At 73.6% G+C, this 24,062-nt stretch carries 22 protein-coding genes and 1 pseudogene; 17 read left to right on the top strand and 6 right to left on the bottom strand.

All coding sequences use genetic code 11. The features are described from left to right. Positions 1-17: 17 nt before the first annotated feature. A complete protein-coding gene (locus ACIQWA_RS22790) occupies positions 18-437 on the bottom strand; it encodes a winged helix-turn-helix transcriptional regulator (RefSeq protein WP_402485127.1) in 420 nt (139 codons plus the stop codon). Between the two features lie 106 nt (positions 438-543). Here ACIQWA_RS22790 and ACIQWA_RS22785 point away from each other — a divergent pair, with 106 nt between their 5' ends. The 11 genes and pseudogenes from ACIQWA_RS22785 (at position 544) to ACIQWA_RS22735 (ending at position 11,991) form a co-directional block, all read left to right on the top strand. Continuing rightward, complete coding sequence (locus tag ACIQWA_RS22785) at positions 544-1,191, top strand: NAD(P)H-dependent oxidoreductase (RefSeq protein ID WP_360227552.1); 648 nt, start codon at positions 544-546, stop codon at positions 1,189-1,191. 110 nt (positions 1,192-1,301) lie between these two features. Beyond that, complete coding sequence (locus ACIQWA_RS22780) at positions 1,302-2,318, top strand: MBL fold metallo-hydrolase (RefSeq protein WP_402485125.1); 1,017 nt, start codon at positions 1,302-1,304, stop codon at positions 2,316-2,318. Between the two features lie 17 nt (positions 2,319-2,335). After that, positions 2,336-2,920 (top strand): molybdenum cofactor guanylyltransferase, encoded by a 585-nt coding sequence (locus ACIQWA_RS22775; protein WP_402485122.1) that lies wholly within the window; start codon positions 2,336-2,338, stop codon positions 2,918-2,920. A gap of 101 nt (positions 2,921-3,021) precedes the next feature. After that, positions 3,022-3,303: pseudogene (locus ACIQWA_RS22770) on the top strand (DUF6457 domain-containing protein); the annotation flags it as partial. Beyond that, positions 3,300-4,508 (top strand): molybdopterin molybdotransferase MoeA, encoded by a 1,209-nt coding sequence (locus tag ACIQWA_RS22765; RefSeq protein WP_402485119.1) that lies wholly within the window; start codon positions 3,300-3,302, stop codon positions 4,506-4,508. The pseudogene ACIQWA_RS22770 and the gene ACIQWA_RS22765, both read left to right, overlap by 4 nt. After that, positions 4,505-5,563, top strand: coding sequence for a potassium channel family protein (locus ACIQWA_RS22760; protein ID WP_402485116.1), 1,059 nt, complete (start codon positions 4,505-4,507; stop codon positions 5,561-5,563). Before ACIQWA_RS22765 ends, ACIQWA_RS22760 begins: the two co-directional genes overlap by 4 nt. A 36-nt stretch (positions 5,564-5,599) precedes the next feature. Continuing rightward, positions 5,600-6,577, top strand: a complete 978-nt coding sequence (locus ACIQWA_RS22755) for an NAD(P)H-quinone oxidoreductase (protein WP_360227546.1) — start codon at positions 5,600-5,602, stop codon at positions 6,575-6,577. A gap of 166 nt (positions 6,578-6,743) precedes the next feature. Continuing rightward, complete coding sequence (locus ACIQWA_RS22750) at positions 6,744-7,568, top strand: hypothetical protein (RefSeq protein ID WP_402485113.1); 825 nt, start codon at positions 6,744-6,746, stop codon at positions 7,566-7,568. A gap of 270 nt (positions 7,569-7,838) precedes the next feature. Beyond that, positions 7,839-8,453, top strand: coding sequence for a bacterial proteasome activator family protein (locus tag ACIQWA_RS22745; RefSeq protein WP_360227540.1), 615 nt, complete (start codon positions 7,839-7,841; stop codon positions 8,451-8,453). Positions 8,454-8,773: 320 nt separating this feature from the next. After that, positions 8,774-10,177 carry a protein kinase gene (locus tag ACIQWA_RS22740; protein WP_402485112.1) on the top strand — a complete coding sequence of 468 codons (1,404 nt, stop codon included), beginning with the start codon at positions 8,774-8,776 and terminating at the stop codon, positions 10,175-10,177. A 113-nt stretch (positions 10,178-10,290) separates the two neighbouring features. Then, positions 10,291-11,991 (top strand): protein kinase, encoded by a 1,701-nt coding sequence (locus ACIQWA_RS22735; RefSeq protein ID WP_402485109.1) that lies wholly within the window; start codon positions 10,291-10,293, stop codon positions 11,989-11,991. Positions 11,992-11,995: 4 nt separating this feature from the next. Here ACIQWA_RS22735 and ACIQWA_RS22730 read toward each other — a convergent pair whose 3' ends face one another. Both ACIQWA_RS22730 and ACIQWA_RS22725 read right to left on the bottom strand, forming a co-directional pair. Further along, a complete protein-coding gene (locus ACIQWA_RS22730) occupies positions 11,996-13,099 on the bottom strand; it encodes a phosphotransferase (RefSeq protein ID WP_360227534.1) in 1,104 nt (367 codons plus the stop codon). Between the two features lie 64 nt (positions 13,100-13,163). Then, positions 13,164-13,823 carry a response regulator transcription factor gene (locus ACIQWA_RS22725; protein ID WP_360227531.1) on the bottom strand — a complete coding sequence of 220 codons (660 nt, stop codon included), beginning with the start codon at positions 13,821-13,823 and terminating at the stop codon, positions 13,164-13,166. Between the two features lie 426 nt (positions 13,824-14,249). Between ACIQWA_RS22725 and pdhA the strand changes: the two genes are divergently transcribed. The 3 genes from pdhA to ACIQWA_RS22710 are packed head-to-tail and all read left to right on the top strand — an operon-like array spanning position 14,250 to position 17,842. After that, complete coding sequence (pdhA, locus tag ACIQWA_RS22720; protein WP_360227528.1) at positions 14,250-15,404, top strand: pyruvate dehydrogenase (acetyl-transferring) E1 component subunit alpha; 1,155 nt, start codon at positions 14,250-14,252, stop codon at positions 15,402-15,404. After that, positions 15,404-16,375, top strand: a complete 972-nt coding sequence (locus ACIQWA_RS22715; protein WP_360227525.1) for an alpha-ketoacid dehydrogenase subunit beta — start codon at positions 15,404-15,406, stop codon at positions 16,373-16,375. The genes pdhA and ACIQWA_RS22715 overlap by 1 nt, the downstream gene beginning before the upstream one ends. A gap of 15 nt (positions 16,376-16,390) precedes the next feature. Next, positions 16,391-17,842, top strand: a complete 1,452-nt coding sequence (locus ACIQWA_RS22710; protein WP_402485105.1) for a dihydrolipoamide acetyltransferase family protein — start codon at positions 16,391-16,393, stop codon at positions 17,840-17,842. Between the two features lie 81 nt (positions 17,843-17,923). Here ACIQWA_RS22710 and ACIQWA_RS22705 read toward each other — a convergent pair whose 3' ends face one another. Further along, entirely contained in the window at positions 17,924-18,244 is a 321-nt protein-coding gene (locus ACIQWA_RS22705; protein WP_402485102.1) for an LAETG motif-containing sortase-dependent surface protein, read from the bottom strand. Between the two features lie 293 nt (positions 18,245-18,537). Then, positions 18,538-18,675 carry a hypothetical protein gene (locus tag ACIQWA_RS22700; protein ID WP_402485100.1) on the bottom strand — a complete coding sequence of 46 codons (138 nt, stop codon included), beginning with the start codon at positions 18,673-18,675 and terminating at the stop codon, positions 18,538-18,540. A gap of 207 nt (positions 18,676-18,882) precedes the next feature. Here ACIQWA_RS22700 and ACIQWA_RS22695 point away from each other — a divergent pair, with 207 nt between their 5' ends. From ACIQWA_RS22695 to ACIQWA_RS22685, 3 genes are all read left to right on the top strand, one after another. Beyond that, positions 18,883-20,112, top strand: coding sequence for a benzoate/H(+) symporter BenE family transporter (locus tag ACIQWA_RS22695; RefSeq protein WP_402485097.1), 1,230 nt, complete (start codon positions 18,883-18,885; stop codon positions 20,110-20,112). 193 nt (positions 20,113-20,305) lie between these two features. Then, positions 20,306-21,538, top strand: a complete 1,233-nt coding sequence (locus ACIQWA_RS22690) for a M64 family metallopeptidase (protein WP_402485095.1) — start codon at positions 20,306-20,308, stop codon at positions 21,536-21,538. A gap of 142 nt (positions 21,539-21,680) precedes the next feature. Next, complete coding sequence (locus tag ACIQWA_RS22685) at positions 21,681-23,018, top strand: nitrate/nitrite transporter (RefSeq protein WP_402485094.1); 1,338 nt, start codon at positions 21,681-21,683, stop codon at positions 23,016-23,018. Positions 23,019-23,074: 56 nt separating this feature from the next. Here the strand turns inward: ACIQWA_RS22685 and ACIQWA_RS22680 are convergent, their stop codons facing one another. Then, complete coding sequence (locus ACIQWA_RS22680) at positions 23,075-23,929, bottom strand: Bro-N domain-containing protein (protein WP_402485091.1); 855 nt, start codon at positions 23,927-23,929, stop codon at positions 23,075-23,077. Positions 23,930-24,062 lie beyond the last annotated feature (133 nt).

Below are 24,062 nucleotides of genomic sequence, written 5' to 3'. Positions count from 1 at the left end.
CGGCCGGGGCCGGCCGGTCAGCAGCCGCCCCGGAGGGCGCTCTCCGGCAGGTAGCGGTCGGCCCAGACGGCCAGTTCGTTGAGGGCCGGTTTCAGGGCGACGCCGCCCTCGGTGAGCCGGTAGCTGACCCGCAGCGGCGGGCCGGGGTCGACCTCGCGGACCACCAGCCCGGCCTCGGTCAGTTCGGTCAGCCGGTCGGAGAGCATCCGCTCGCTGATGCCCGGGACGGCGCGGCGCAGCTCGGAGAAGTAGGCCGGACCGCCGTTGGTGAGCACGCCCAGCAGCATGCCGGTCCAGCGCTTGCCGAGCAGGGTGAACACCCGGTGGAGGGCCAGGTCGACGCTGGCGCAGCCGCCGCGGTCGCCGCGGCCGGCAGGGGCGGCGCACGCGTCGACCCCGGTCGGTACTGCGTCGGTCACTACCTCGGGCTCGGCCATGGATCCAGCGTACTCGACTCGCCACTAGTGACTGTAGAAAAGTAAGCTGCTACCGTACTTACAGCTGCGAGGGAAAAGGCAGCTACTTATTCTCTGGAGGACCGGCATGCCCACGCTTCTGCACATCGACTCCTCGGCGCTCACCGACGGCTCCGTCTCCCGCGAGGTCACGGCCGCCTTCCGGGCCGCCTGGGAGGCCGAGCACCCCGGTGGCACGGTGGTCCACCACGACCTCGCCGCCGACCCGCTGCCGCACCTGGACGCCGCCGGCATCACCGCCGGATACCTCCCGGCCGAGGCGCGCACCGCCGAGCAGGCCGCCGCCTTCGCGCTGCGCGAGCGGCTGATGGTCGAGCTGGAGACCGCCGACGCGGTGCTGATCGGCGCCCCGATGTACAACTTCACGATCCCGTCGACCCTCAAGGCCTGGCTGGACCAGGTGATCCTGATGGGCCGCACCGCCGGCGAGCAGCCCTCCGCCAAGGGCACCCCGGTCACCGTGGTCGCCTCCCGCGGCGGCTCGTACGGCCCGGGCGCCCCGCGCGAGCCGTTCGAGTTCGTCACCACCTACCTGGAGAAGGTGCTGGCCGGCGGGCTCGGGCTGGAGGTCGACTTCATCGTCCCGGAGTTCACCATGGCGCCGAACGTCCCGGCGCTGGCCGAGTTCGTCCCGGCGGCCGCCGAGTCCAAGGCCAGGGCTCTGGAACTGGCCGCCACCCGGGGCAAGGAGCTCGCCGCCCGGGCCGCGGTGTGACCTGCGCCGGACGGCGCGCCCCGCCGGGCGCGCCTTCCGCGCAATCGGCCGCCGGTACTCCCATGCTGTAGGGCGCAGGAAGTCCGACCGCCGACCAGAGGGAGCAGCCCGTGACGTCGTCCCCGCCCGAGGAGAGCGCCGGCGCGGAACGGGTGGACGCCGAGCCCGTCGCGGCCGGACTCCCCGACGACACCGAGCGGACCGCCCGGCCGCTGGAGGTCGCGGTCTTCACCGGGCCCGAGTCGGCCTTCTTCGCCACCTCCACGCTGATCCTCGGCGAGCACACCGCGATCCTCGTCGACGCCCAGCTCACCCGCAGCGCCGGGCGCGAACTGGCCGAATGGGTCGCGGGCAAGGGCCGCCGGCTGCTCGCCATCGTGGTCACCCACCAGCACCCGGACCACTACTTCGGGGCCGAGGAGGTGCTGAGGCTCTTCCCGGACGCCCAGCTGCTGGCCGCCCCGGCCGTGGTCGAGGGCATCCGGCGCACCGTCGCGGCCAAGGTCGCCCAGTGGAAGCCGGTCTACGGCGACGACATCCCGGACCACCCGCTGGTGCCCGCCCCGCTGCTGCCGCAGCCGCTGATGCTCGACCGCCAGGTCATCCCGGTGCTGCTGCTCGGCCAGGCCGACTGCGGGGAGTCCACCGTCGTCCACGTGCCGAGCATCCGGACCGTGATCGCCGGGGACTTCGTCTGCAACGGCACCCACGTGTGGACCGCCGACACCACCCCGGCCCAGCGCACCACCTGGGGCCACAACCTCGGCCGGATCGCCGACCTCGGCGTGGACCGGGTGATCGCCGGGCACCGCGCCCCCGAGCAGGGCGACGACGCGGCCCGGGTGCTCGCCTTCACCGGGGAGTACCTGCGGGACTTCGACCGGCTGCTCGCCGAGCACCCGGACGACCCGGAGGCGCTGGTCACGGCGATGAACGAGCGGTACGGGGAGCTGACCCTGCCGGCCTTCCTGGACCTGGGGGCGGCCGCCAACACCGCCCGGTCCGCCGCCGCTCCGGCGGCTGGGGCGGAGACCGGGGCCGGGGCCGAGGGTGAGGGCGAGGGCGACGACGGGACGGCCGGGACCGAGGGGGAGGCCGGGACGGACCGGGACGGGGACGGCCGGTAGGGCGGGATACTGGCCGCATGACGACGCCGTACGACGTGATCGTTCCGGCGGGCGGCGCGGCCCGGAGGCTGGGCGGAGTCGACAAACCGGGCCTGACCGTCGGCGAGACCACCCTGCTGGACCGGGTGCTCGCCGCCTGCACCGGCGCCCGGACCACCGTGGTGGTCGGTCCTGCCCGGCCCACCGCGGGCCCGGGCGTCCGCTGGACCAGGGAGCAGCCGCCCGGCGGCGGGCCGGTCGCCGCCGTCGCGGCCGGGCTCGACCTGGTCACCGCGGACACCGTGCTGCTGCTCGCCGCCGACCTGCCCTTCCTGGACCGCCGCACGGTGGACCGGCTGGTCGCCGCCCTCGACCGGGCCGGACCGCACGTCGACGCCGCCGTGCTGGTCGACGCGGGCGGCCGTGACCAGCCGCTCGCCGCCGCCTACCGCACCGCCCCGCTGCGCGCCGCGCTCACCGCGCTCGGCGACCCGGCCGGGCAGCCGCTGCGCCGCCTGGTCGGCGGGCTGAGCGGGCTGCGGGTCGCCGACACCGACAACGTCGCGTACGACTGCGACACCTGGGAGGACCTGGAACGGGCCCGGGAGCGGGAGAAGTCCTGACCTGGGGCCGGGCGGTGGGCGGGCCTCACCCGGCCGCTCCGCCGGTGGTGCGGGAAGCGACGCGCGCCGCACACGGGGCGAACACCTCGGGGAAACCGTCGATCGGGCAGCATGGGCGCATGGAGCGCACGCTGGAAGACTGGATCGCCGAGGTCAAGGCCGACCTGGGCATCGACCTGGACGTGGACGTCCGGGGACTGCTCGACCTGGCCCGGGTGGTCGCCCACGGGGTGGCCCGGCCCGCGGCGCCGCTGACCGCCTTCCTGATCGGCTACGCGGCCGCGCAGCAGGGCGGCGGGGCGCAGGCCGTGGCCGAGGCGTCCCGGCGGACCGCGGCGCTCGCCGAGCGGTGGAACCCGGCAGACGGCCCGGGGGAGCCGTGAGCGAGGTCGGACGGACCACCGTGACCGTTCCCGCCACCGGCCCCGGCGTGCTGAGCTGGTCGCGTGCCCGGGAGGCCGCGCGCCGGGCCGGACTGCGGCCGCTGCCGGTGATCGGGCTGCCGCTGGCCGAGGCGCTCGGGCACGTCCTCGCCGAACCGCTCGGCGCGCTCACCGACCTGCCCGCCTTCGACACCTCCGCGATGGACGGCTGGGCGGTCGCCGGGCCGGGGCCCTGGCGGGTCACCGGCCGGGTGCTGGCCGGGCGCACCGAGGTGGCGCCGCTGGCCGACGGCAACGCCGTCGAGATCGCCACCGGCGCCCAACTGCCGCCCGGCGCCACCGCCGTACTGCGGCGCGAACACGGCCGGGCGGAGGGCACGCTGCTGCGCGACAGCGGCCCCCAGCAGCTGACCACCGGCCAGGACGTCCGCCCGCGCGGCCAGGAGTGCCGCCGGGGCGAGGAGTTGCTGCCCGCGGGGACGGTGATCGGGCCGGCCGTGCTCGGCCTGGCCGCCGCCTGCGGCCACGACCGGCTCGCCGTGCGCCGCCGTCCGGTGGTCCAACTACTGGTGCTCGGTGACGAGTTGCTCGACACCGGGATCCCCGGGCCGGGACTGGTCCGGGACGCGCTCGGCCCGCTGCTGCCGCCCTGGCTGCGGGCGGCCGGTGCTGAGGTGGCCGAAGTCCGTTGCGTCCGGGACGACTTCGGGCTTTTGCGGGACGCCCTGCGGCACTCCACCGCCGACGTCGTGGTCACCACCGGCGGGACGGCCGCCGGCCCGGTGGACTTCCTGCACCGGGCGCTCGCCGAGGCCGGCGCCCGACTGCTGGTGGACGGCGTGGCCGTCCGGCCCGGACACCCCATGCTGCTGGCCGAACTCACCGGCGGGCGCCACCTGGTGGGCCTGCCGGGCAACCCGCTCGCCGCCACGGCCGGCATGGTCACCCTGGCGCTGCCGCTGCTGCACGCCCGCGCCGGCCGGGCCGCCGCCGCGCCCGCGCTCGCCCCGGCGGCCGTCCTGCTGCCCGGGCACCCGGTGGACACCCGGCTGCAACCGGTGCGGCGCACCGCCAGGGGCGTGGTGCCGCTCGCCTTCGACGGGCCCGCGATGCTGCGGGGCCTGGCCCGGGCCGAGGCCCTGGCCGTCGTCCCGCCCGGCGGCGCGGCCGCGGGGGAGACCGTCGAGCTGGTGGAGGCGCCGTGAGCAGGTTGCGGCGGATCTCGGCGCCGGGGACGGAACCGTGGGCGGACGCCGGGATCGTGCTGCCCGCGCGCCGTACCGCGCCCGCCCTCCGGCAGGTCGGCTCGCGGCTGCTGCTCGCGCTGGCCGTGCTGGTCGCCACCTCGGTGATCGTCTACCTGGACCGGGCCGGCTACCACGACAACGCGGGCGGCGAACTCAGCTTCCTGGACGCGGCGTACTACGCCACCGTGACGCTCTCCACCACCGGCTACGGCGACATCACCCCGTACAGCGACGGCGCGCGGCTCACCAACATCTTCGTGATCACCCCGCTGCGCGTGGTGTTCCTGATCATCCTGGTCGGCACCACGCTGGAGGTGCTCACCGAACGGACCCGCCTGCAATGGCGGTTGAACCGCTGGAGGTCCACCGTGCGCGAGCACACCGTCGTCATCGGCTTCGGGACGAAGGGGCGCAGCGCCGTCGACACCCTGCTCGGGCAGGGGGTGAAGGCCGAGGAGATCGTCGTCGTCGACCCCCAGCGCAAGGTGATCGAGCACGCCTCGCAGCACGGCCTGGTCGGGGTGGTCGGCGACGCGACCCGGACCGACACCCTGGTGCGGGCCGCCGTCCCCGCCGCGGCCCGGATCGTGGTCGCCCCGGAACGGGACGACACGGCGGTGCTGATCACCCTGACGGCGCGGCAGCTGAACAAGGGCGCCACCGTGGTCGCGGCCGTCCGGGAGGACGAGAACGCACCCCTGCTGCGGCAGAGCGGCGCTGACGTGGTGGTCACCAGCTCCAGTTCGGCCGGGCGGCTGCTCGGGCTGTCCATGCTCAGCCCGCACGCCGGGGCGGTGATGGAGGACCTGCTGACGTACGGGAACGGGCTGGACGTGGTCGAGCGTCCGGTCACCCGGGCCGAGGCGGGACACAGCCCGCGCGAGTGCGCGGAGCTGGTGGTCGCGGTGGTGCGGGGCCGGCGGGTGCTCAACTACACCGAGCCGGAGGCCGCGGTGCTGCAGCTCACCGACCGGGTGATCGTCATCAAGTCGGCCGCGCAGGGCGGGGCCTGAGCCCCGGAGCGCCGTGCGCCGCAGTAGGTTCGGGGCATGCATGCGATGACGATTCCCGTACCCGGCGGCCCCGAGGCACTGGTGTGGGCCGAGGTCCCCGACCCGGTGCCCGGCGAGGGCGAGGTCCTGGTCGAGGTGGCGGCCACCGCCGTCAACCGCGCCGACCTGCTCCAGCGGCAGGGCTTCTACAACCCGCCGCCCGGCGCCTCCCCCTACCCCGGGCTGGAGTGCGCCGGGCGGATCGTCGCGCTCGGCCCGGGCGTGGCCGGCTGGGCCGTCGGCGACGAGGTGTGCGCGCTGCTGGCCGGCGGCGGCTACGCCCAGCGGGTCGCGGTGCCGAGCGGGCAGCTGCTGCCGCTGCCGAAGGGGCTGAGCCCGGAGCAGGCCGCGGCCCTGCCGGAGGTGGCCTGCACCGTGTGGTCCAACGTCTTCCTCACCGCGCACCTGCGGCCGGGCGAGACGGTGCTGCTGCACGGCGGCGCGAGCGGGATCGGGACGATGGCGATCCAGCTGGCCAAGGCGGTCGGCGCCCGGGTCGCGGTGACGGCCGGCAGCGCGGCGAAGCTGGCCCGGTGCACCGAGCTGGGCGCGGACATCGCGATCGACTACCGCGAGCAGGACTTCGTCGAGGCGCTCCGGGAGGCCACCGACGGGGCCGGGGCGGACGTGATCCTGGACATCATGGGGGCCAAGTACCTGCAGCGGAACGTGGACGCGCTGGCCGTCAACGGGCGGCTGGTGATCATCGGGCTGCAGGGCGGGGTGAAGGGCGAACTCGACCTCAACGCGCTGCTGCGCAAGCGGGCGGCGGTGATCGCCACCAACCTGCGCGGGCGGCCGCTGGCCGAGAAGGCGGCGATCGTGGCGGCGGTGCGGGAGCACGTGTGGCCGCTGGTGGAGTCCGGGGTGGTGAAGCCGGTGGTGGACCGGGTGCTGCCGCTGACGGAGGTCGGCGAGGCGCACCGGGTGCTGGAGGCGGGGGAGCAGGTCGGGAAGGTCGTGCTGACGGTCTGAGCGGCGGGGCGCCGGGGCGCCGTGGAGGCGGGGTGCCGGGGCGGCGGGCCGGGGCTGCCAGGCTGTCCGAAATGCCGCGATTGTCGGACTGTGTGAATCTGGTGCGGAGCTGTCCCGCTGCCGAACCCGCCTCCGGGCGTGGTCGGCCGTCGGAAGGACTCCGACCGTGGCCGCACCCCCGCACGTCGTCCTCGGGCCGCTGCCCGCCGCGCTCCACCACCGTCCCGACCGCTGTGCCCGTCGTCCCCGCCGAGCCCGTCCGACCGGTCGGGCCCGGCGGCTGGTCGCGGCGGCCGTGCTGGGGCTGACGCTCCCGCTGGCCGCCGCGACCGGTGCGGTGGCGGCCCCCGCGCCGGGTGCCTCGGCACCGGCGGACGCGCGGGCGGACGCTCCGGTGCCGGGCGGCAAGGCGCAGCGGGCGGCGCAGCCCGATCAGTCGGACCAGTCGGATCAGCTGGACCAGGTGGACCAGCTGGACCAGCTGGACCAGGTGGATCCGTCCGCCCAGGCGGACGGAGCGGACCAGGGCTGGTCCTCGCCGAAGGCCGCACCGCCGCAGTACGGGGTGCCCGACCGGTCGCGCCCTGACCTCGCCGAGCTCAGGGCGCACCGCCACCACCCGGCCGCCGTCCTGGAACGGCCCGACCAGGCCGTCGGGCAGGTGCCGGACCAGGCGCCGGACCAGGCTGCCGCGCAGGCCCCGGACCAGGCCGTCGAGCAGCCCCCCGAGCAGCCGCCCGCGCAGGCCCCGGACCAGGGCGCCCAGGCCGACCGGCCGGACCCGGCCCCGGACACCTCGGACGCCCAGGACCCGGCCGTCGACCAGGACACCGTCACGACGGCCGCCCAGCCGCTGACGGCCACGGCGGCCAGCGGGGTCCTCCCCGCCCGCTGGCAGGACCCCTCCACCCTCCAGCTGCCGCTGGGTGTGGGCCTGGGCCTGATCGGCTGCGGCCTGGGGCTGGTGGGCCTGCGCCTGCGGAAGGGCTGAGGGGGTGGAGGTTCGGTGCGGGTTCGCGGGGGACGGGCCCGCGGTGAGGGGTGGGTTTCGCGGGGTGGTCGGGGAGGTGCTGTGTGCGACCGGGCGGCGCGCGGGACGGCGCACGCGCGGGCGCGGACGGTCGGGTCGGGGCGGGAACTGAGTATCCGTACGGATTCCCGGCCGGGCCGCGGGGGCGTACCGTCGTGACGGGGTGGCGCAGGACGGCGGGACGCACGGGGGCTTCCGCCCGACCAACCCCAGTGAGAGAGAATGTTGTTCATGACGAATCCGATGAACGAGCGCTCGTCGCAGGAGCCCTTCCGGGCCGCCGGCGGGCAGTCGCAGGACGGCCAGAAGGTGCTGATCGTCGGACCGGACGGGCTGCCCGTGGGACAGGGGTTCGCCGGGGCGCCGATCGAGGGACACGAGGACTCGGAGATGCCGCGGGAGCTCCCGGTGACCGAGATGGTCGAGCAGCCCGCCAAGGTCATGCGCATCGGCAGCATGATCAAGCAGCTGCTGGAGGAGGTCCGGGCGGCGCCCCTCGACGAGGCCAGCCGGGTCCGGTTGAAGGACATCCACGCCAGCTCGATCAAGGAGCTGGAGCTCGGGCTGGCCCCGGAGCTGGTCGCCGAGCTGGAGCGGCTCTCGCTGCCGTTCACCGACGACACCATCCCGACCGAGGCCGAGCTGCGGATCGCCCAGGCCCAGCTGGTGGGGTGGCTGGAGGGCCTGTTCCACGGCATCCAGACCGCCCTGTTCGCGCAGCAGATGGCCGCGCGGGCGCAGCTGGAGCAGATGCGGCGCGCGCTGCCGCCCGGCCTGCACGGCGGCGAGCCGGACGAGGAGGAGCCGGGCCAGGGCCGCGGCATCCGCTCCGGCCCGTACCTGTAGGCCCGACCCCGCAGACCGTACCTGTGGGCCCGACCCGCAGGACCGTACCCGTCGGCCCGTGGGTACGGTCCGGGGCCGGACCGTACCGTGACGGTCCGCCCCGGGCCGGGGCGCGGGGACCGGGCGCCGACGGTCCGGGGGCGGGACCGGCCCTGGGCCGATCACCGTCGGCGGGAGCCGATACCCTGACCCCTGTCGCAGGCCGGTGGAGCCGCCGCGACAGGGGTTCGCCGGGCCAGCGGGCCGGGCCACCACGCACGGACGAGACCGAACGTCACCGGTTGCGGCAGGACCACCGCGCCGAGGGGGAGCAGAGGACCATGAGCGAGCACGGCAACGCGGCGGCCGAGGGCTTCTCCCTGGGCAACGGCCGCTATGTGCTGCAGCGGCTGCTGGGCGAGGGCGGCATGGCCTCCGTGCACCTCGCGTACGACAGCGTGCTGGACCGGCAGGTCGCGTTGAAGAGCATGCACAGCGAGCTGGGCCGGGACGACTCGTTCAAGGAGCGGTTCCGGCGCGAGGCCCAGGCGGTGGCCCGGCTGGAGCACCCGAACATCGTCACGGTGTACGACAGCGGCGAGGACGTCGCCCCGGACGGCTCCAGCACGCCGTACATCGTCATGCAGCTGATCGACGGCAAGGGCCTGCGCGAGGCGATCAACGAGGCGGTCGCCCAGTACGGCGCGATGCCGGCCGACGAGGCCCTGAAGGTCATCGTCGGCGTGCTGAACGCGCTGGAGGCCTCGCACGACATGGGCCTGGTGCACCGCGACATCAAGCCCGGCAACGTCATGTTCGACCGCAAGGGCAACGTCAAGGTCATGGACTTCGGCATCGCCCGGGCGCTGGAGTCCGGGGTCACGTCGATGACCCAGACCGGCATGGTGGTCGGCACCCCGCAGTACCTGTCGCCCGAGCAGGCCCTCGGCAAGCCGGTGGACGCCCGCTCCGACCTGTACTCGGTCGGTGTGATGCTCTTCGAGATGCTCACCGGCCAGCTGGTCTTCGACGGCGACTCGGCCTTCTCGATCGCCTACAAGCACGTCCAGGAGGAGCCGCCGGCGGCCTCCAGCCTCAACCGGTCGATCACCCCGGTGGTGGACGCCTTCGTGGCGCAGGCGCTGCGCAAGGACCCGGCGCACCGGTTCCAGAGCGCGGCCGCGATGCGGGACGAGGCGGAGCGGCTGATCGCCGAGTTGAAGGGCGGCGGCGCCGGGCACGCGCTGCAGGCCAGCTCCCCGCTGGTGATCAAGGAGGGGCCGCGCTCGGTGCACGCCACCCCGCAGGCGCCGCAGACCCCGCACCCGTTCCCCCAGCAGCAGCCGCCGCAGTACCAGACCCCGCCGCCCGCGTACCGGACGCCGCACCCGCAGTACCTCCAGCAGGGCGGCCCGCAGGCCCAGCCGCAGTACCGGACCCCGCCGCCCGCGTACCAGACCCCGGTCCCGCAGGCCCCGCACACGCCGCAGCCCTTCCAGCGGCCGATGCACACCCCGGGCCCGCAGCCGATGCCGCCGTACCAGCAGCCGAAGCCCAGCAGCGGCGGCTGCTCCACGGCCTTCGTGGTGATCGCGATCATCGTCGGCGTGCTGGTGCTGGCCGGCATCATCATCGCGATCGTGGTCAACAAGGCGCAGAACAACACCAACGGCAAGTTCCACTCCGAGCGCCCGGCCGCGGTCGTGGTGGTGGACCCGCAGGCCGACCGGGGCGGTCTGCTCTGACGGTTTCCCGCTCCTCCGCGCGTGTCACGGCTGCGCGCCGGAAGCGGTAGCGTTCGGGGATACGTAAGCGACAGGGCACCGCGAATCCGAGCGAACGCCCGGGGCGAGGAGCGATGGCACAGACGCAGCAGCCGGACGACGAGACGGGTGCCCGAGCGAACGGCCGGACCGGCGGCGCGCCGAGGATCCCCGAGCCGGGCAGCGAATCCGCGACCTCCGCGCTGCCGCCGTTCGGCGGTTCGCAGACGCCGGGCCGCGGGGTGCCGATGGGCACGGTCGGCGACGGCCGCTACCGGCTGACCCACCGGCTCGGCCGCGGCGGCATGGCCGAGGTGTTCGCCGCCGAGGACGTGCGGCTGGGCCGCACCGTCGCGGTCAAGCTGCTGCGCGGCGAGCTGGCGCAGGACGACATCGCCCGGGTGCGCTTCACCCGCGAGGCGCACGCCGTCGCGGCGCTCAACCACCATTCGATCGTCGCGGTCTACGACACCGGCGAGGAGTACGTCGGGGACGAGTCCACGCCGTACATCGTGATGGAGCTGGTCGAGGGCCGGACCGTCCGCGAGCTGCTGGCGGACGAGGAGGCGCCGCCGGTCGACCAGGCGCTGATCATCATCGCCGGGGTGCTGGAGGCGCTGGCCTACAGCCACCGCAACGGCATCGTGCACCGCGACATCAAGCCCGCCAACGTGATCATCACCAACGCCGGCGCGGTCAAGGTGATGGACTTCGGCATCGCCCGGGCGCTGACCGGCGGGGCCACCACGATGACCCAGACCGGCATGGTCATGGGCACCCCGCAGTACCTGTCGCCCGAGCAGGCGCTCGGCAAGCCGGTCGACCACCGGTCCGACCTGTACGCGGCCGGCTGCATGCTCTTCGAACTGCTCACGCTGCGCCCGCCGTTCACCGGCGACACCCCGCTCTCGGTGGTCTACCAGCACGTCCAGGACCCGCCGATGCCGCCCTCGCAGGCCAACAGCCGGGTGCCGGTCGGCCTGGACCCGCTGGTGCTGCGCTCGCTCGCCAAGAACCCGGACGACCGCTTCCAGGACGCGGACGAGTTCCGCGCCCACCTGCAGCACGCGCTGCGCGAGATGCACGGCGCGGGCGGGGCCGGCTGGGTCGGCGCGGGCACCGGGCTGCCCGGGGACACCGGGGCCACCCAGGTGCTCCGGCCGGACCAGGCGGCCGCCACCCAGGCCTTCGGCGCGGTCGGCGCCGGTGACCAGACCTCGGTGCTGCCGTACTCCACGGGCGGCCCGCACACCCCCTCCCCGTACCAGGGCGGCGGCTCGTACGGCGGCGGTGGCGGCGAGGACGACCACGGTGACCACGGCGGTCGGCGGCGCGGGCCCTGGGGCTGGGTGGCCGGCGGGATCGCCGTGCTGGTCGCGGCCGGGGCCGGGATCGCCTTCGCGCTCAGCGGCACTGACGTGAAGACGCCGGTGGTGCCCAACACACCCGAGCCGGCGGTCAGCACCGTCGAGTCGACCACGCCGACCCAGAACGGCCAGCCGACCCCGCCGCCGTCCACCTCCGGCAGCCGGCGGCCGCAGCTGCCGAGCGACCCCGGGACGTACAGCGGGAACGGCGGCGGGGGCGGCAACAACATGTCGCCGTCGCCGACGGGGAAGCACACGCCGACCCCGACGCCCACGCCGACCCACACGCCGAGCGCCTCCGCGACGGCGACCGGTGGGGCGAGCACCTCGCCGTCGGCGCCCTCGGGTGACGGTACGGCCTCCTCGAAGCCGCAGCAGTCGCAGACCCCGGTCAAGCCGCCGGTGACGCCGCCGGTCGGCGGCAACTGACGGATCAGTTGGCGAAGGCGTCCAGGACCTGCTCGTACTCCTGGCACCACCACGCCAACTGGCCCGCCGAGGCGGGGTAGAGCGGGTCGGCCCGGTGGTCGGCCCGCTGGTAGCGCCACTGCAGCATCCAGAAGTCGTTCAGTCGCTCCCACCAGACCCGGTGGACGGCGGCGGCCAGGTGCTCGGGGGTGGCCGCGCCGGAGGCCCGGTAGGCCTGGGAGTAGCGGCGGACCCGGACCAGGTCGAGGGCGCCGGTGGTGCGGTCGTTGAAGAGCAGGGTGGCGGCCCGGACGGCCTCCTCGGCGCGCGGCTGCGGGCCGAGCTTGTCCCAGTCGAGCACCGCGGTGACCCGCTCGCCGCCGTCCGGGCCCGCGGTGTGGATCAGGTTGAGGCCGTGGAAGTCGCCGTGGGTCCAGCCGGTGGGCGGGGCGGCGAGCGGGTCGGGCCGTCGGTGGGCGTGCTCGGCGAGCAGTTCCAGCCGTTCGTCGAGCCGTCGGACGACGAGGGCGTCCAGCTCGCCGTACGGGCGGTGCTCGCGGGCGCGGCGGCGCAGGTCGCGGGCCAGTTCGGCGCTGTCGAGGGGGTCGGCGCTGCGGTAGCCGTCGGGCTGGTCGAGGGGGGCGCAGACGTCGTCGAGCGCGCCGTGCAGTCGGCCGAGCAGCGCGCCGAGGGCGTCGCACTGCGGCGGTTCCAGCTCCGTACCGTGCCGGTGTCGGCCATCGGTCCAGGGGAACAGGGCGAACAGTCGGCCGTTCAGGCCGGCCACCGTCGCGCCGCGGTCGGAGCAGCTCAGCGGGGGTGCCACCGGCAGGCCGAGGGCGTGCAGGTCGGTCATGGCGCGGTGGTGGGCGAGGATCTTCGGGCGGTTGGCGGTGGCCGCGTCGACGTAGCACTTCAGGAAGTACGTGCCGGCTTCGGTGGTGACCCGGTAACCCCGGTTGAGCAGGCCTTCGGCGACCGGTTCGGCGGTGAGCAGCCGCCCCACCCGGAAGCGGGCCAGGACCTCGGCGAGTGCGCTGCGCGGTACCGGTGGGCTGAGGGTCCCTATCGGCGGTGCGGAGAGGTCGGGGCGGGCCGGGGCGCAGGCGAGGGTCTGGCTGAAAGTCACGTGCAGAGGTTATGGCCCCCTGGTGGGGGCCCTTGACAAACCGTCACATGTGTGAAGGGAAGTATCAGTACTGATGATCGGCCTGGTGCCGCGCCACGTACGCCGCCGCCTGGGTGCGTCGCTCCATGCCCATCTTGGCGAGCAGACTGGAGACGTAGTTCTTCACCGTCTTCTCGGCCAGGTGCAACTCGTTGCCGATCTGACGGTTGGTCATCCCCTCGCCGATCAGATCGAGGATCCGCCGTTCCTGCTTGGTGAGTTGGGCCAGCCGCTCGTCCTCCTTCCCGCCGCCGTCGCGCAGTCGGGCGAGGACCCGGCTGGTGGCGACCGGGTCGAGCAGGGAGCGGCCGGCCGCGACGTCCCGGACGGCGGTGATCAGGTCGGTGCCGCGGATCGCCTTCAGGACGTAGCCGGAGGCGCCGGCCATGATCGAGTCGAACAGTGCCTCGTCGTCGGAGAACGAGGTCAGCATCAGGCACTTGATCCCGGGCAGCCGGGACCGGATCTCGCGGCAGACCTCGACCCCGTTGCCGTCCGGCAGCCGGACGTCGAGCACCGCGACGTCGGGGTGGACCGCGGGGATCCGGGTGAGCGCCTCGGCGGCCGTGCCGGCCTCGCCGACGATCTCGATGTCGTCCTCGACCGACAGCAGGTCGTGCACGCCCCGTCGGACGACCTCGTGGTCGTCGAGCAGGAACACCCTGATTTGTCCGTTATCAGTCACGCCCAAAGCCTCCCATATCACCGTACAAAAGGCCTATCGTCCCCAGTGCCGTAAAGGCGTGATCCAGCCACACCCGACCGAAACCGATACCGAGAACCCCCTTACGCACGGGCTTCCGCCCGGATAACGTGCGCTGGTGTCCTGAAGGCGCTCGAATTGAGAGCTGCGTCACGCCGACCGTCACCCCCACCCTTCCGACGGCGAGCCGGACGCGGCACCCTCGGGGTTGTAGGCCCTGAACAAGTAGGACGTCCTAGCGCAAGCGCGCCAAGGGCGGACGCTGGGTAACGTTCTCGTGAGGGACGCCGTCGGAACAGGATCACCACCTGCCACGCAGTAGGTGCGCACACCCACGCGCGCCCCGCGAGGCGGTGACCGGACCGGTCACCGGCGACCCCGGGCGGCCGGACAGACCGAGGAGTGAACGTGACCGTCAAAAGCACGGCGAGGACCCGCAAGAAGGCGGCTCCCGCTGTTCCTGACACCCTCCGCGCCACGGGGACGGACGCCCAGCCGGAGCTCGTCCAGCTGCTCACGCCGGAAGGCGAGCGGGTCGAGCACCCGGACTACCCCCTCACCACCACCCCCGAGGAGCTTCGCTCCCTCTACCGCGACCTGGTGCTGGTGCGCCGGTTCGACGGCGAGGCGACCTCGCTCCAGCGCCAGGGCGAGCTGGGCCTGTGGGCCTCGCTGCTCGGCCAGGAGGCCGCCCAGGTCGGTTCCGGCCGGGCCATGCGCCCCGGTGACTACGCCTTCCCGACCTACCGCGAGCACGGCGTCGCCTGGTGCCGTGACGTCGACCCGCTGAACCTGCTCGGCATGTTCCGCGGCGTGAACCACGGCGGCTGGGACCCGAACGAGAAGAACTTCCACCTCTACACCATCGTGATCGGCGCGCAGACCCTGCACGCCACCGGCTACGCGATGGGCATCACCAAGGACGGCACCGACGACGCGGTGATCGCGTACTTCGGCGACGGCGCGTCCAGCCAGGGCGACGTCAACGAGGCCTTCACCTTCGCCTCGGTCTACAACTCGCCGGTGGTCTTCTTCTGCCAGAACAACCAGTGGGCGATCTCCGAGCCCACCACCACCCAGACCAGGATCCCGCTGTACCGCCGCGCCTCCGGCTTCGGCTTCCCCGGCGTCCGGGTCGACGGCAACGACGTGCTGGCCTGCCTCGCGGTCACCCGCTGGGCGCTCGACCACGCCCGCAGCGGCAACGGCCCGGTGCTGATCGAGGCCTTCACCTACCGGATGGGCGCGCACACCACCTCCGACGACCCCACCCGCTACCGGGCCACCGAGGAGACCGAGGCCTGGAAGGCCAAGGACCCGATCCTGCGGCTGCGCACCCTCCTGGAGAAGGAGGGCCTGGCGGACGAGGAGTTCTTCGCCTCCGTCGACGCCGAGAGCGAGCAGCTGGGGCTGCGGGTGCGCGAGGGCGTGCGCAGCATGCCGGACCCGGACCCGACGCTGATCTTCGACCACGTGTACAGCGAGCCGCACGCGCTGGTCGATCAGGAACGGGCCGAATACGTCGAGTACGCGGCCTCCTTCGAGGCGGGGGAGAACCACTGATGGCCGGTCAGAGCATCGCCAAGGCGCTCAACGACGCGCTGCGCAAGTCGCTGGAGAACGACCCGAAGACCGTCCTGATGGGCGAGGACATCGGCAAGCTCGGCGGCGTCTTCCGGATCACCGACGGCCTGCAGAAGGACTTCGGCGAGGACCGGGTGATCGACACCCCGCTGGCCGAGTCCGGCATCATGGGCACCGCGATCGGCCTCGCGCTGCGCGGCTACCGCCCCGTCGTGGAGATCCAGTTCGACGGTTTCGTCTACCCGGCCTTCGACCAGATCGTCTCCCAGCTGGCGAAGATGCACGCCCGCGCGCTCGGGCACGTCAAGATGCCGGTCACCGTCCGCATCCCCTACGCGGGTGGCATCGGCGCGGTCGAGCACCACAGCGAGTCGCACGAGGCGTACTTCGCGCACACCGCCGGTCTGCGGGTGGTCACCCCGTCCAACGCGCACGACGCGCACTGGATGCTGCGGCAGGCCATCGAGTCCGACGACCCGGTCATCTTCCTGGAGCCCAAGCGGCGTTACTGGGACAAGGGCGAGGTCGGCGCCGCCGCCGACCTGGGGCTGCACCAGGCCCGGATCGTCCGCCCCGGCACCGACGCGACGCTGATCGCGTACGGCCCGATGGTCAAGGTCTGCCTGGAGGCCGCCGCGGCCGCCGAGGAGGACGGCCGCCGGCTGGAGGTCGTCGACCTGCGCTCGCTCTCCCCGGTGGACTTCGCCGCCCTGGAGGAGTCGGTCAAGCGCACCGGGCGGGCCGTCGTGGTGCACGAGGCCCCGGTCTTCCTGGGCATGGGCGCCGAGCTGGCCGCCCGGCTCACCGAGCGGTGCTTCTACCACCTGGAGGCACCGGTCCTGCGGGTCGGCGGCTACTACGCGCCGTACCCGCCGTCCCGCGTCGAGGAGGCCTTCCTCCCCGACCTGGACCGCGTGCTCGACGCCGTCGACCGCGCGCTCGCGTACTGATACCGGGGAGCGTAGATGACCACCGAAGTTCGCTCGCTCCGCGAGTTCAAGATGCCCGACGTGGGCGAGGGCCTCACCGAGGCCGAGATCCTCAGCTGGTACGTCAAGCCCGGTGACACCGTCACCGACGGGCAGGTCGTGTGCGAGGTGGAGACCGCGAAGGCGGCGGTGGAGCTGCCGATCCCGTTCAACGGGGTCGTCGAGCAGCTCTTCTTCCCCGAGGGCGCGACGGTCGACGTCGGCACCGTGATCATCTCGGTGGCGGTCGCCGGGGAGGCGGGGGCCGCTCCGGCCGCCGTGCCCGCGCCCGCCGCGCCCGCTGTCGCCGCGGCGGCGGAGCCGGCCGCCGAGGCCGAGCCGGAGCGGCGGGAGGTGCTGGTCGGGTACGGCCCGCGCACCGGCACCGCCCAGCGCCGGGCCCGGCGGACCGGCACGGCCAGCGGTACGGCCGCTGGTACGGCGAAGGCCGCGGCTCCGGCTGCTCCGGTCCTTCCGGCTGCCGCCCCGGCTCCGGCCGCTCCGGCCGCGCCCGTCGAACTGCCCGCCGGTGAGCGGCCGTTGGCGAAGCCGCCGGTGCGCAAGCTGGCCAAGGACCTGGGCATCGACCTGCGGTCCGTCACCCCGACCGGCGCGGGCGGGGTGATCACCCGCGATGACCTGCACGCCCACGCCGCGGCCCAGGCCGCTCCGGCCGTCCCGGCCGTCGAGCCGGTCGTGGCCGAGGCCGTCGAGGCCGTTTCGGCCCCGGTGCCGGTGTCCGGTTCGGGCGACGTCCGGGTGCCGATCAAGGGCGTCCGCAAGGCGACCGCGCAGGCGATGGTGGCCTCGGCCTTCACCGCCCCGCACGTCACCGAGTTCGTCCAGGTCGACGTGACCCGCACGATGAAGTTCGTCCGCAAGCTCAAGGAGAGCGGCGAACTGGGCCGCGACGTCCGGGTCAGCCCGCTGCTGCTGGTCGCCAAGGCGCTGCTGGTGGCGATCAAGCGGCACCCGGAGATCAACGCCCAGTGGGACGAGGCGGCCCAGGAGATCGTGGTCAAGGGCCAGGTGAACCTCGGCATCGCCGCGGCCACCCCGCGCGGCCTGATCGTCCCGAACATCAAGGACGCCGGGTCCAAGACCCTTTCGGGCCTGGCGACTTCGCTCGGCGAGCTGGTCGAGACCGCCCGCCAGGGCAAGACCTCGCCGGCCGACATGCAGGGCGGCACGGTCACCATCACCAACGTCGGCGTCTTCGGCGTCGACACCGGCACCCCGATCCTCAACCCGGGCGAGGCGGCCATCCTCGCCTTCGGCGCGGTCCGGGAACTGCCGTGGGTGCACAAGGGCAAGGTGGTCCCGCGCCAGGTCACCACGCTCGCGCTCTCCTTCGACCACCGCCTGGTGGACGGGGAGTTGGGCTCCCGGGTGCTGGCCGACGTGGCCGGGCTGCTGGAGTTCCCGAAGCGCCTGATCACCTGGGGCTGACGCCCCCGGAGACATGACGAAGGGGCCCTGCTCCGCACCGCCGTGCGGAGCAGGGCCCCTTCGTCGTACCCGCCCCGGCGACTACCGCTGGCGGCGGAGGCGCCGGACGGCGAGCAGGACACCGCCGCCGATCGCGAGCAGCACGGCGGAGGAGGTGGCGAGGAAGGCGTTGGTGGAGGAGGCGCCGGTGTGGGCGAGCTCCGGGGTGCCGGCGGGCGCGGTGGTGGCCGGTGCGGCGGACGGGGTGGCGGTGGGGGCCTTGGCGGGCTCGGTGGCCTTGGCGGGGGTGCGGTCGGCGGCCGGCTCGGCCGGGGCGGCGGGCCCGATGGTCTCGGCGGAGGCCTGGCGTACGACCTTGACCGTCGTCATGGCACCCGAGAAGTTGGCGCCGTTGCCGTACACCTGGAGTTCCTTGACGTCCTTGGGGGCGTCGGCCGAGATCGAGACCGACCGACCTGGGACGGCTTGGGGGTGGCGCCGCTCGGGTTGAAGAGCCCGAAGCCGGCAACGGCCTTGTGGAAGTCGGCCTTGCTGAAGTTCGCGATCTCCACCCCGAACTCGGCCTTGGGACCGCCGATGGTGATCGTGGCCGGGGTGGGGCTGATGAACGCGGACTTCGCACCGGGGCCGTGCAGGTCGAAGTCGTTGTCCTGGGTGACCTCCTGGGAGACCGGGGCGGTGGCGACGCCGTCCCCTCAGGCCCAGCCGGTGTCGGCGGCGATGAACTGGACGCCGCCGGCGAGGACGGTGGTGGCGGCGAGGACGGCGATGCGGCGGCGGCCGGAGAAGGCGCGGTCGTTCTTCGCAAAACGGTTGATAACGGACGTACGCATGACGTGACTCCCCAAGGTCATGAGCCTGACGGTGTGTTGGATGAAGACGACCGGCTCCGCTCCTGGTGAGCGGAAGCGCCCCCCGGCTCCGCCGGTCTCGCTCTCCGTGCCTTCACCCTGATAGACGTCCATCCCCGCCGGGGGTTGCAGGTGGATCGAAAAGTTTTTTCGGCGGCTCCCGCAGGGCGGTTTCGGGATACTGCCGGAATGACGGATGAGCTGACGATTCGACCGGAACAGACGGCGGCCGGGGACGGCGAACGTCGGTCGCTGCGGCGGGACGTGTCGGTGCCGGCCCTGCTGGCGGGGCTGGTCTGCGTCGCGGTGTCGTTCTCCGGGCCGCTGGTGGTCGTGCTCGCGGCGGCTGCCGCCGGGCGGCTGGACCCGGCGCACACCACCTCCTGGATCTGGGCGGTGGCGATCGGCAGCGGGGTGAGCGGCTTCGCGCTCAGCTGGTGGACCAGGACGCCGGTGATCACCGCCTGGTCCACGCCGGGGGCGGCGCTGCTGGTGACCAGCCTGGGCCACTACCCGTACCGGGAGGCGATCGGGGCGTTCCTGGTGAGTGCGGTCGTGGTGGCGCTGTTCGGGGTGACCGGGTGGTTCGGCCGGCTGATCGCGGCGGTGCCGGTGGGGATCGTGAACGCGATGCTCGCGGGCATCCTGTTCTCCTTCGGCGCCGGCATCTTCGGTGCCGTGCACGGTGCTCCGGTGCTGGTGGTGGGCAGCTTCGCGGCCTTCCTGCTGGCCAAGCGGTTCACGCCGCGGTACGCCGTGCTGATCGCGCTGGTGGTCGGCGGGGTGCTGGCGGCACTCACCGTCGGGCTGCCGCTGCACCTGGGCCCGGGCGGACCGACCGTGCCGGTGCTGACCGCGCCGGCGTTCTCCTGGTCGGCCCTGGTGGGGCTGGCGCTGCCGCTCACCATCGTCACCCTGGCCTCGCAGAACGCGCCCGGACTCGGGGTGATGCGGGCCTTCGGCTACCGGGCCGACGACCGGCTGCTGATCGGTGCGACCGGCGCGATGTCGGTGCTGGTGGCGCCGTTCGGCTCGCCGGGCGTGAACCTGGCGGCCATCACGGCGGCGATCTGCTCCGGCCCGGAGGCCCACCCGGACCCGCGCCGCCGGTACGTCGCGGGGATGTCCTCGGGCGTGCTGTACGTGCTGGTGGGCAGCTTCGGCGGGGTGCTGGTGAGCCTGTTCACCGGGCTGCCGAAGGAGCTGATCGCGGTGATCGCCGGGGTCGCGCTGCTGGCCTCGCTGCAGGGCAGCCTGGCGGCGGCGGTCTCGGCGGAGCGCGGGCGGGACGCGGCGGTGGTGACCTTCCTGGCGAGCGCCTCGGGGATGAGCCTGTTCGGCATCGGCTCGGCCTTCTGGGGGCTGCTCTTCGGGCTCGGGACGCACCTGGTGCTGGAACTGGGCGGGCGCGCCCGGTGAGCCCTGCGGGAGGCCCGCCGGGAGCCCGGGGGTGAGCCGCCGAGATTCATTGGTATGACAGGTACAACGGGAATCGTTCGGCCAGGTCGGTGACATTTTCTTCGGCCGGTGGGGGCGACACGCCGGTGCGGGTACGTCTCCGCTCCACCACCCGGGCGACACCGGGTGACCGGAGCCCCGAGGACGCACCCGTATGCCTGCTGGCAACCCTGGCCGTCTCGTCCGGAGTCTGGCCGCCCTCGTACTGGTGTCCACCGCCGTACTCCCGGCCGCCCTGGAACTCGTCGGCCCCTCGCCGTTCGGCGTGATCGGGGCGGGCGCCCCCGTCGACCGGGCGGTCCCCCCGCACACCGCCCTCCGCGCCGACCAGCGGACGCTCGCGGCCGCCCCGACCTTCGACATACGCCGCACCGGGGACCCGGCCAACCGGATCACCCTGGTCCTGCTCGGCGACGGCTACACGGCGGACGAGCAGGAGACGTTCCGCCAGCAGGCCGACAAGGCCTGGCACGCGCTGATGGACATCGAGCCGTTCCGCACCTACCAGGGGTTCTTCAACATACGCCGGGTCGAGGTGGTCTCCCCGACCTCCGGGATAGCCGAGACCGAGAGCCGCGGCCGCCACCCCGCCACCCCGCTGGGCATGCACTTCTGGTGCGAGGGGACCGCCCGGCTGCTCTGCGCCGACGAGGGCGCCACCGCCCGCTACGCCGGGGACAGCACCGGCCCGCAGTACCTGATCGCGCTGGCCAACTCGGTCGAGTACGGCGGCGCCGGGGGCACCGGGGTGACCACCCTGGCCGGGGGCAGCCCGGACGCCGGGCGGATCATCCAGCACGAGATCGGCCACACCGTGGGGGACCTCGGCGACGAGTACGACAGCGCCCCGGACGACGCCGACTACCCGAACCTCTCCACCCTCAACGCCGAGGACATGCTCAAGAAGCAGACCAAGTGGTGGCGCTGGCTGGGCGCCGTCTCGCCGGACGGCGCCGGCGTCGTCGGGGCGTACCGCAGCGCCAACGGCCTCTACCGGCCCACCCCCGACTCCGTGATGCGCACCCTGGGCAGTGCCTACAACCTGCCCTCCCGCGAGGCGATCGTCGAGGAGCTGTACCGCAAGGTCCGGCCGACCGACGCCCCCTCGCCGCCGCCCGGCGAGGTCGCCGGGCTCCCCCGGCTGGACGTCCGGCCGCTGCCGCTGACCGGCGCCCGGCAGCTGACGGTGGACTGGAAGGTGGACGGCGCCCCGGCCGCCCCGCAGGCCGTGGACGGGGGCCGGCTGGACACCGCGCAGCTGGGCCTCGCCCCGGGCCGGACGGCGACCGTGACGGCGACCGTCCGGGACACCACGGACTGGGTGCGGGACGAGGCCTTCCGGGACCGCTACATGACCCGGTCGGTGTCCTGGACGGTCACCGGCTGAGGGTCGGCGGGTTGCCGGCCGAGGGGCGGACGAGGGGCGGCAGAGGGGCGGACGAAGGGCGGACGGTCACCGGCCGGGGTTCGCGAGCTCACACCGCAGGGAGCTGGGCGTCCAATCATGGGATGACTAGTCTGGACGGACTATGACCGTGGAGCCCGCTCGTTCAGCCGCGTCCCTGTCCGTCCCCGCTCCTCGATCCGCCGTCGAGCCGCCGACGGCCGGGGCCCCCGTACCGCCCGGCGGCCGCGCGGCCTGGCTGGCCTGGTCCGTCGGCGTCAGCGTCTACGTCCTGGCCGTCATCCACCGCACCAGCCTCGGCGTGGCCGGACTGGACGCCGCCGAGCGCTTCGGCATCGGCGCCTCGGCGCTGTCCACCTTCTCGATCCTCCAGGTGCTGGTCTACGCGGCCATGCAGGTCCCGGTCGGCCTGCTGGTCGACCGGTTCGGGCCGCGCCGGGTGCTGCTGCTCGGCGTGCTGCTGCTGAGCACCGGCCAGCTGGCCTTCGCGTTCAGCTCCTCCTTCGCCCCGGCGCTGGCCTCCCGGGCGGTGCTCGGCTGCGGCGACGCGATGACCTTCATCAGCGTGCTGCGGATCGCCGCCCGGTGGTTCCCTGCGGCGAAGAACCCGTTCGTCGCCCAGCTGACCGGCCTCGCCGGGATGGGCGGCAACCTGGTCACCACCGTGGTGCTCGCCCAGGCGCTGCACAGCGAGGGCTGGACGCCCACCTTCACCGCGATCGCGCTGCTCGGCGTGGCGGTGTTCGCCCTGGTCGCGCTCTTCCTCAGGGACGCGCCGGCGGTCGTACGACCGGTCGAGCAGCCCGCCGCCCGCCCGAAGGTCCGACGGCAGATCCAGGACTGCTGGCGGGAGCCGGGCACCCGGCTGGGCCTGTGGATCCACTTCACCACCCAGTTCCCCGGCAACGCCTTCGGCCTGCTCTGGGGCATGCCCTACCTGATCGAGGCCCAGGGCATGTCCCGGGGCGAGGCCGGCGGGCTGCTGACCCTGCTGGTGCTCTCCAACATGTCCTTCGGCTTCCTCTTCGGCCGACTGCTCTCCCGCTCCGCCCGGGCCCGGATGCCCATCGTGCTCACCGTCGTCGCCACCACCGCGTCCGGCTGGGCGCTGGTGCTCGCCTGGCCCGGCGGGCACCCGCCGATGTGGCTGCTGATCGGGATCATCCTGGTGATGGGCAGCAACGGCCCCGCCTCACTGGTCGGCCTGGACTACGCCCGCACCCGCAACCCGGCCGAACGGCTCGGCACCGCCTCCGGGATCGTCAACATGGGCGGCTTCATCGGCACGATGATCACCCTGTTCGGCATCGGCGTGCTCCTGGACGCCCTCTCCCCGTCCGGCGCCGGCGCCTACTCGGCCGACGCCTTCCGCTGGGCCTTCTGCTGGCAGTACGTGCCGCTGGCGCTGGGGACGGCGATGATCCTTCGGCTGCGCCGCAGGCTTGCGGCGACGGATGCGTAGGGTTTCCGACCTGCGGGAATGTCGAATGGCCCCATCTGATGGGTGGTTTGCCGTTGCTACAGCCCGAGGCCGCGGAGAACCTCAGTGATCTCCGGTGGGCGACCGTAGAGCTGGACCCGGTCAATGAGGCAGAGAACCGTGCCCTCCGGCGGCACGGTCGGTGACGGAGCCGAGCGGACCACCGGTTGCGGGTGCTTGGCTACTGCCTTTCGGAGGCGGATCAGGTCCACCAGCTTCAACTTCGGGCACCCCGGGACGATCCGGCTGCCCCGGATGCCGACCCGCTCCCCGCCCGGGCAGGCGAAGTACGCGCCGAACGGCGGCCCGCTGTCCTCCTCCCGGCCCGGCAGGTGGAGCACCATCTCCCCGTGCCGGCAGTGGACCGTCCCGTCCGAGTGGACGGTCAGACCGGGCCAGTCCTCGTGCTCGATCTCCGCGACGATCCGCACCTGTTGCCCGATCGCCTCGGCCAGGGTCTCCGCCATCCGCTGCTGCTGGGCTGGGACGTCGGTGTCCCCTCGGCGGACGGAGGGGAGGAGGCTCTGGGTGACCCAATCCTGGAACGGGCGGGCATTGGGTTTCCTCGACCTCATGATGAGGAGATAGAGCCCCGCCTCGCTGATGAGGCTCAGAGATGGATTTCCACGGACGGATCCATTCCCACCTGCGGAAACGTCGTATGAGTGAGTTGAACTCACCCATACCGAGCGCATGTCGATGGTCCGCTTGTCGTCGGGGCCGACCATCTTGCTGGCCCAGCCCGGGCTGCCCCGATCGAGCACGGCGCACACGTCCTTGGTGGCGAACCACGGCTCCCCGTCGATCATCACGACCCGGATCGGCTGCCCCGTGACCGGGAAGCTCGACCGCACCAGCACCATCTGTTCCTGCTGTTCCTGTTCGTCGTCCATGCGGACGCCCCTCCTTCTTCCGGGTGATGGCAGTGCTGCCCGGTGAAACGAGGCCAAACAGGTGAGGTTGCTGGTGATGGATTGACGCATGGGTGCACGAGTGGTGCCCACCCGGCGCACGGTCGTGCGTGTA

Source organism: Kitasatospora sp. NPDC098652, assembly GCF_044760155.1.
Classification (GTDB): domain Bacteria; phylum Actinomycetota; class Actinomycetes; order Streptomycetales; family Streptomycetaceae; genus Kitasatospora.
The sequence above is the reverse complement of the archived record's forward strand: the minus strand, read 5'-3'. Positions and strand labels throughout refer to the sequence as shown.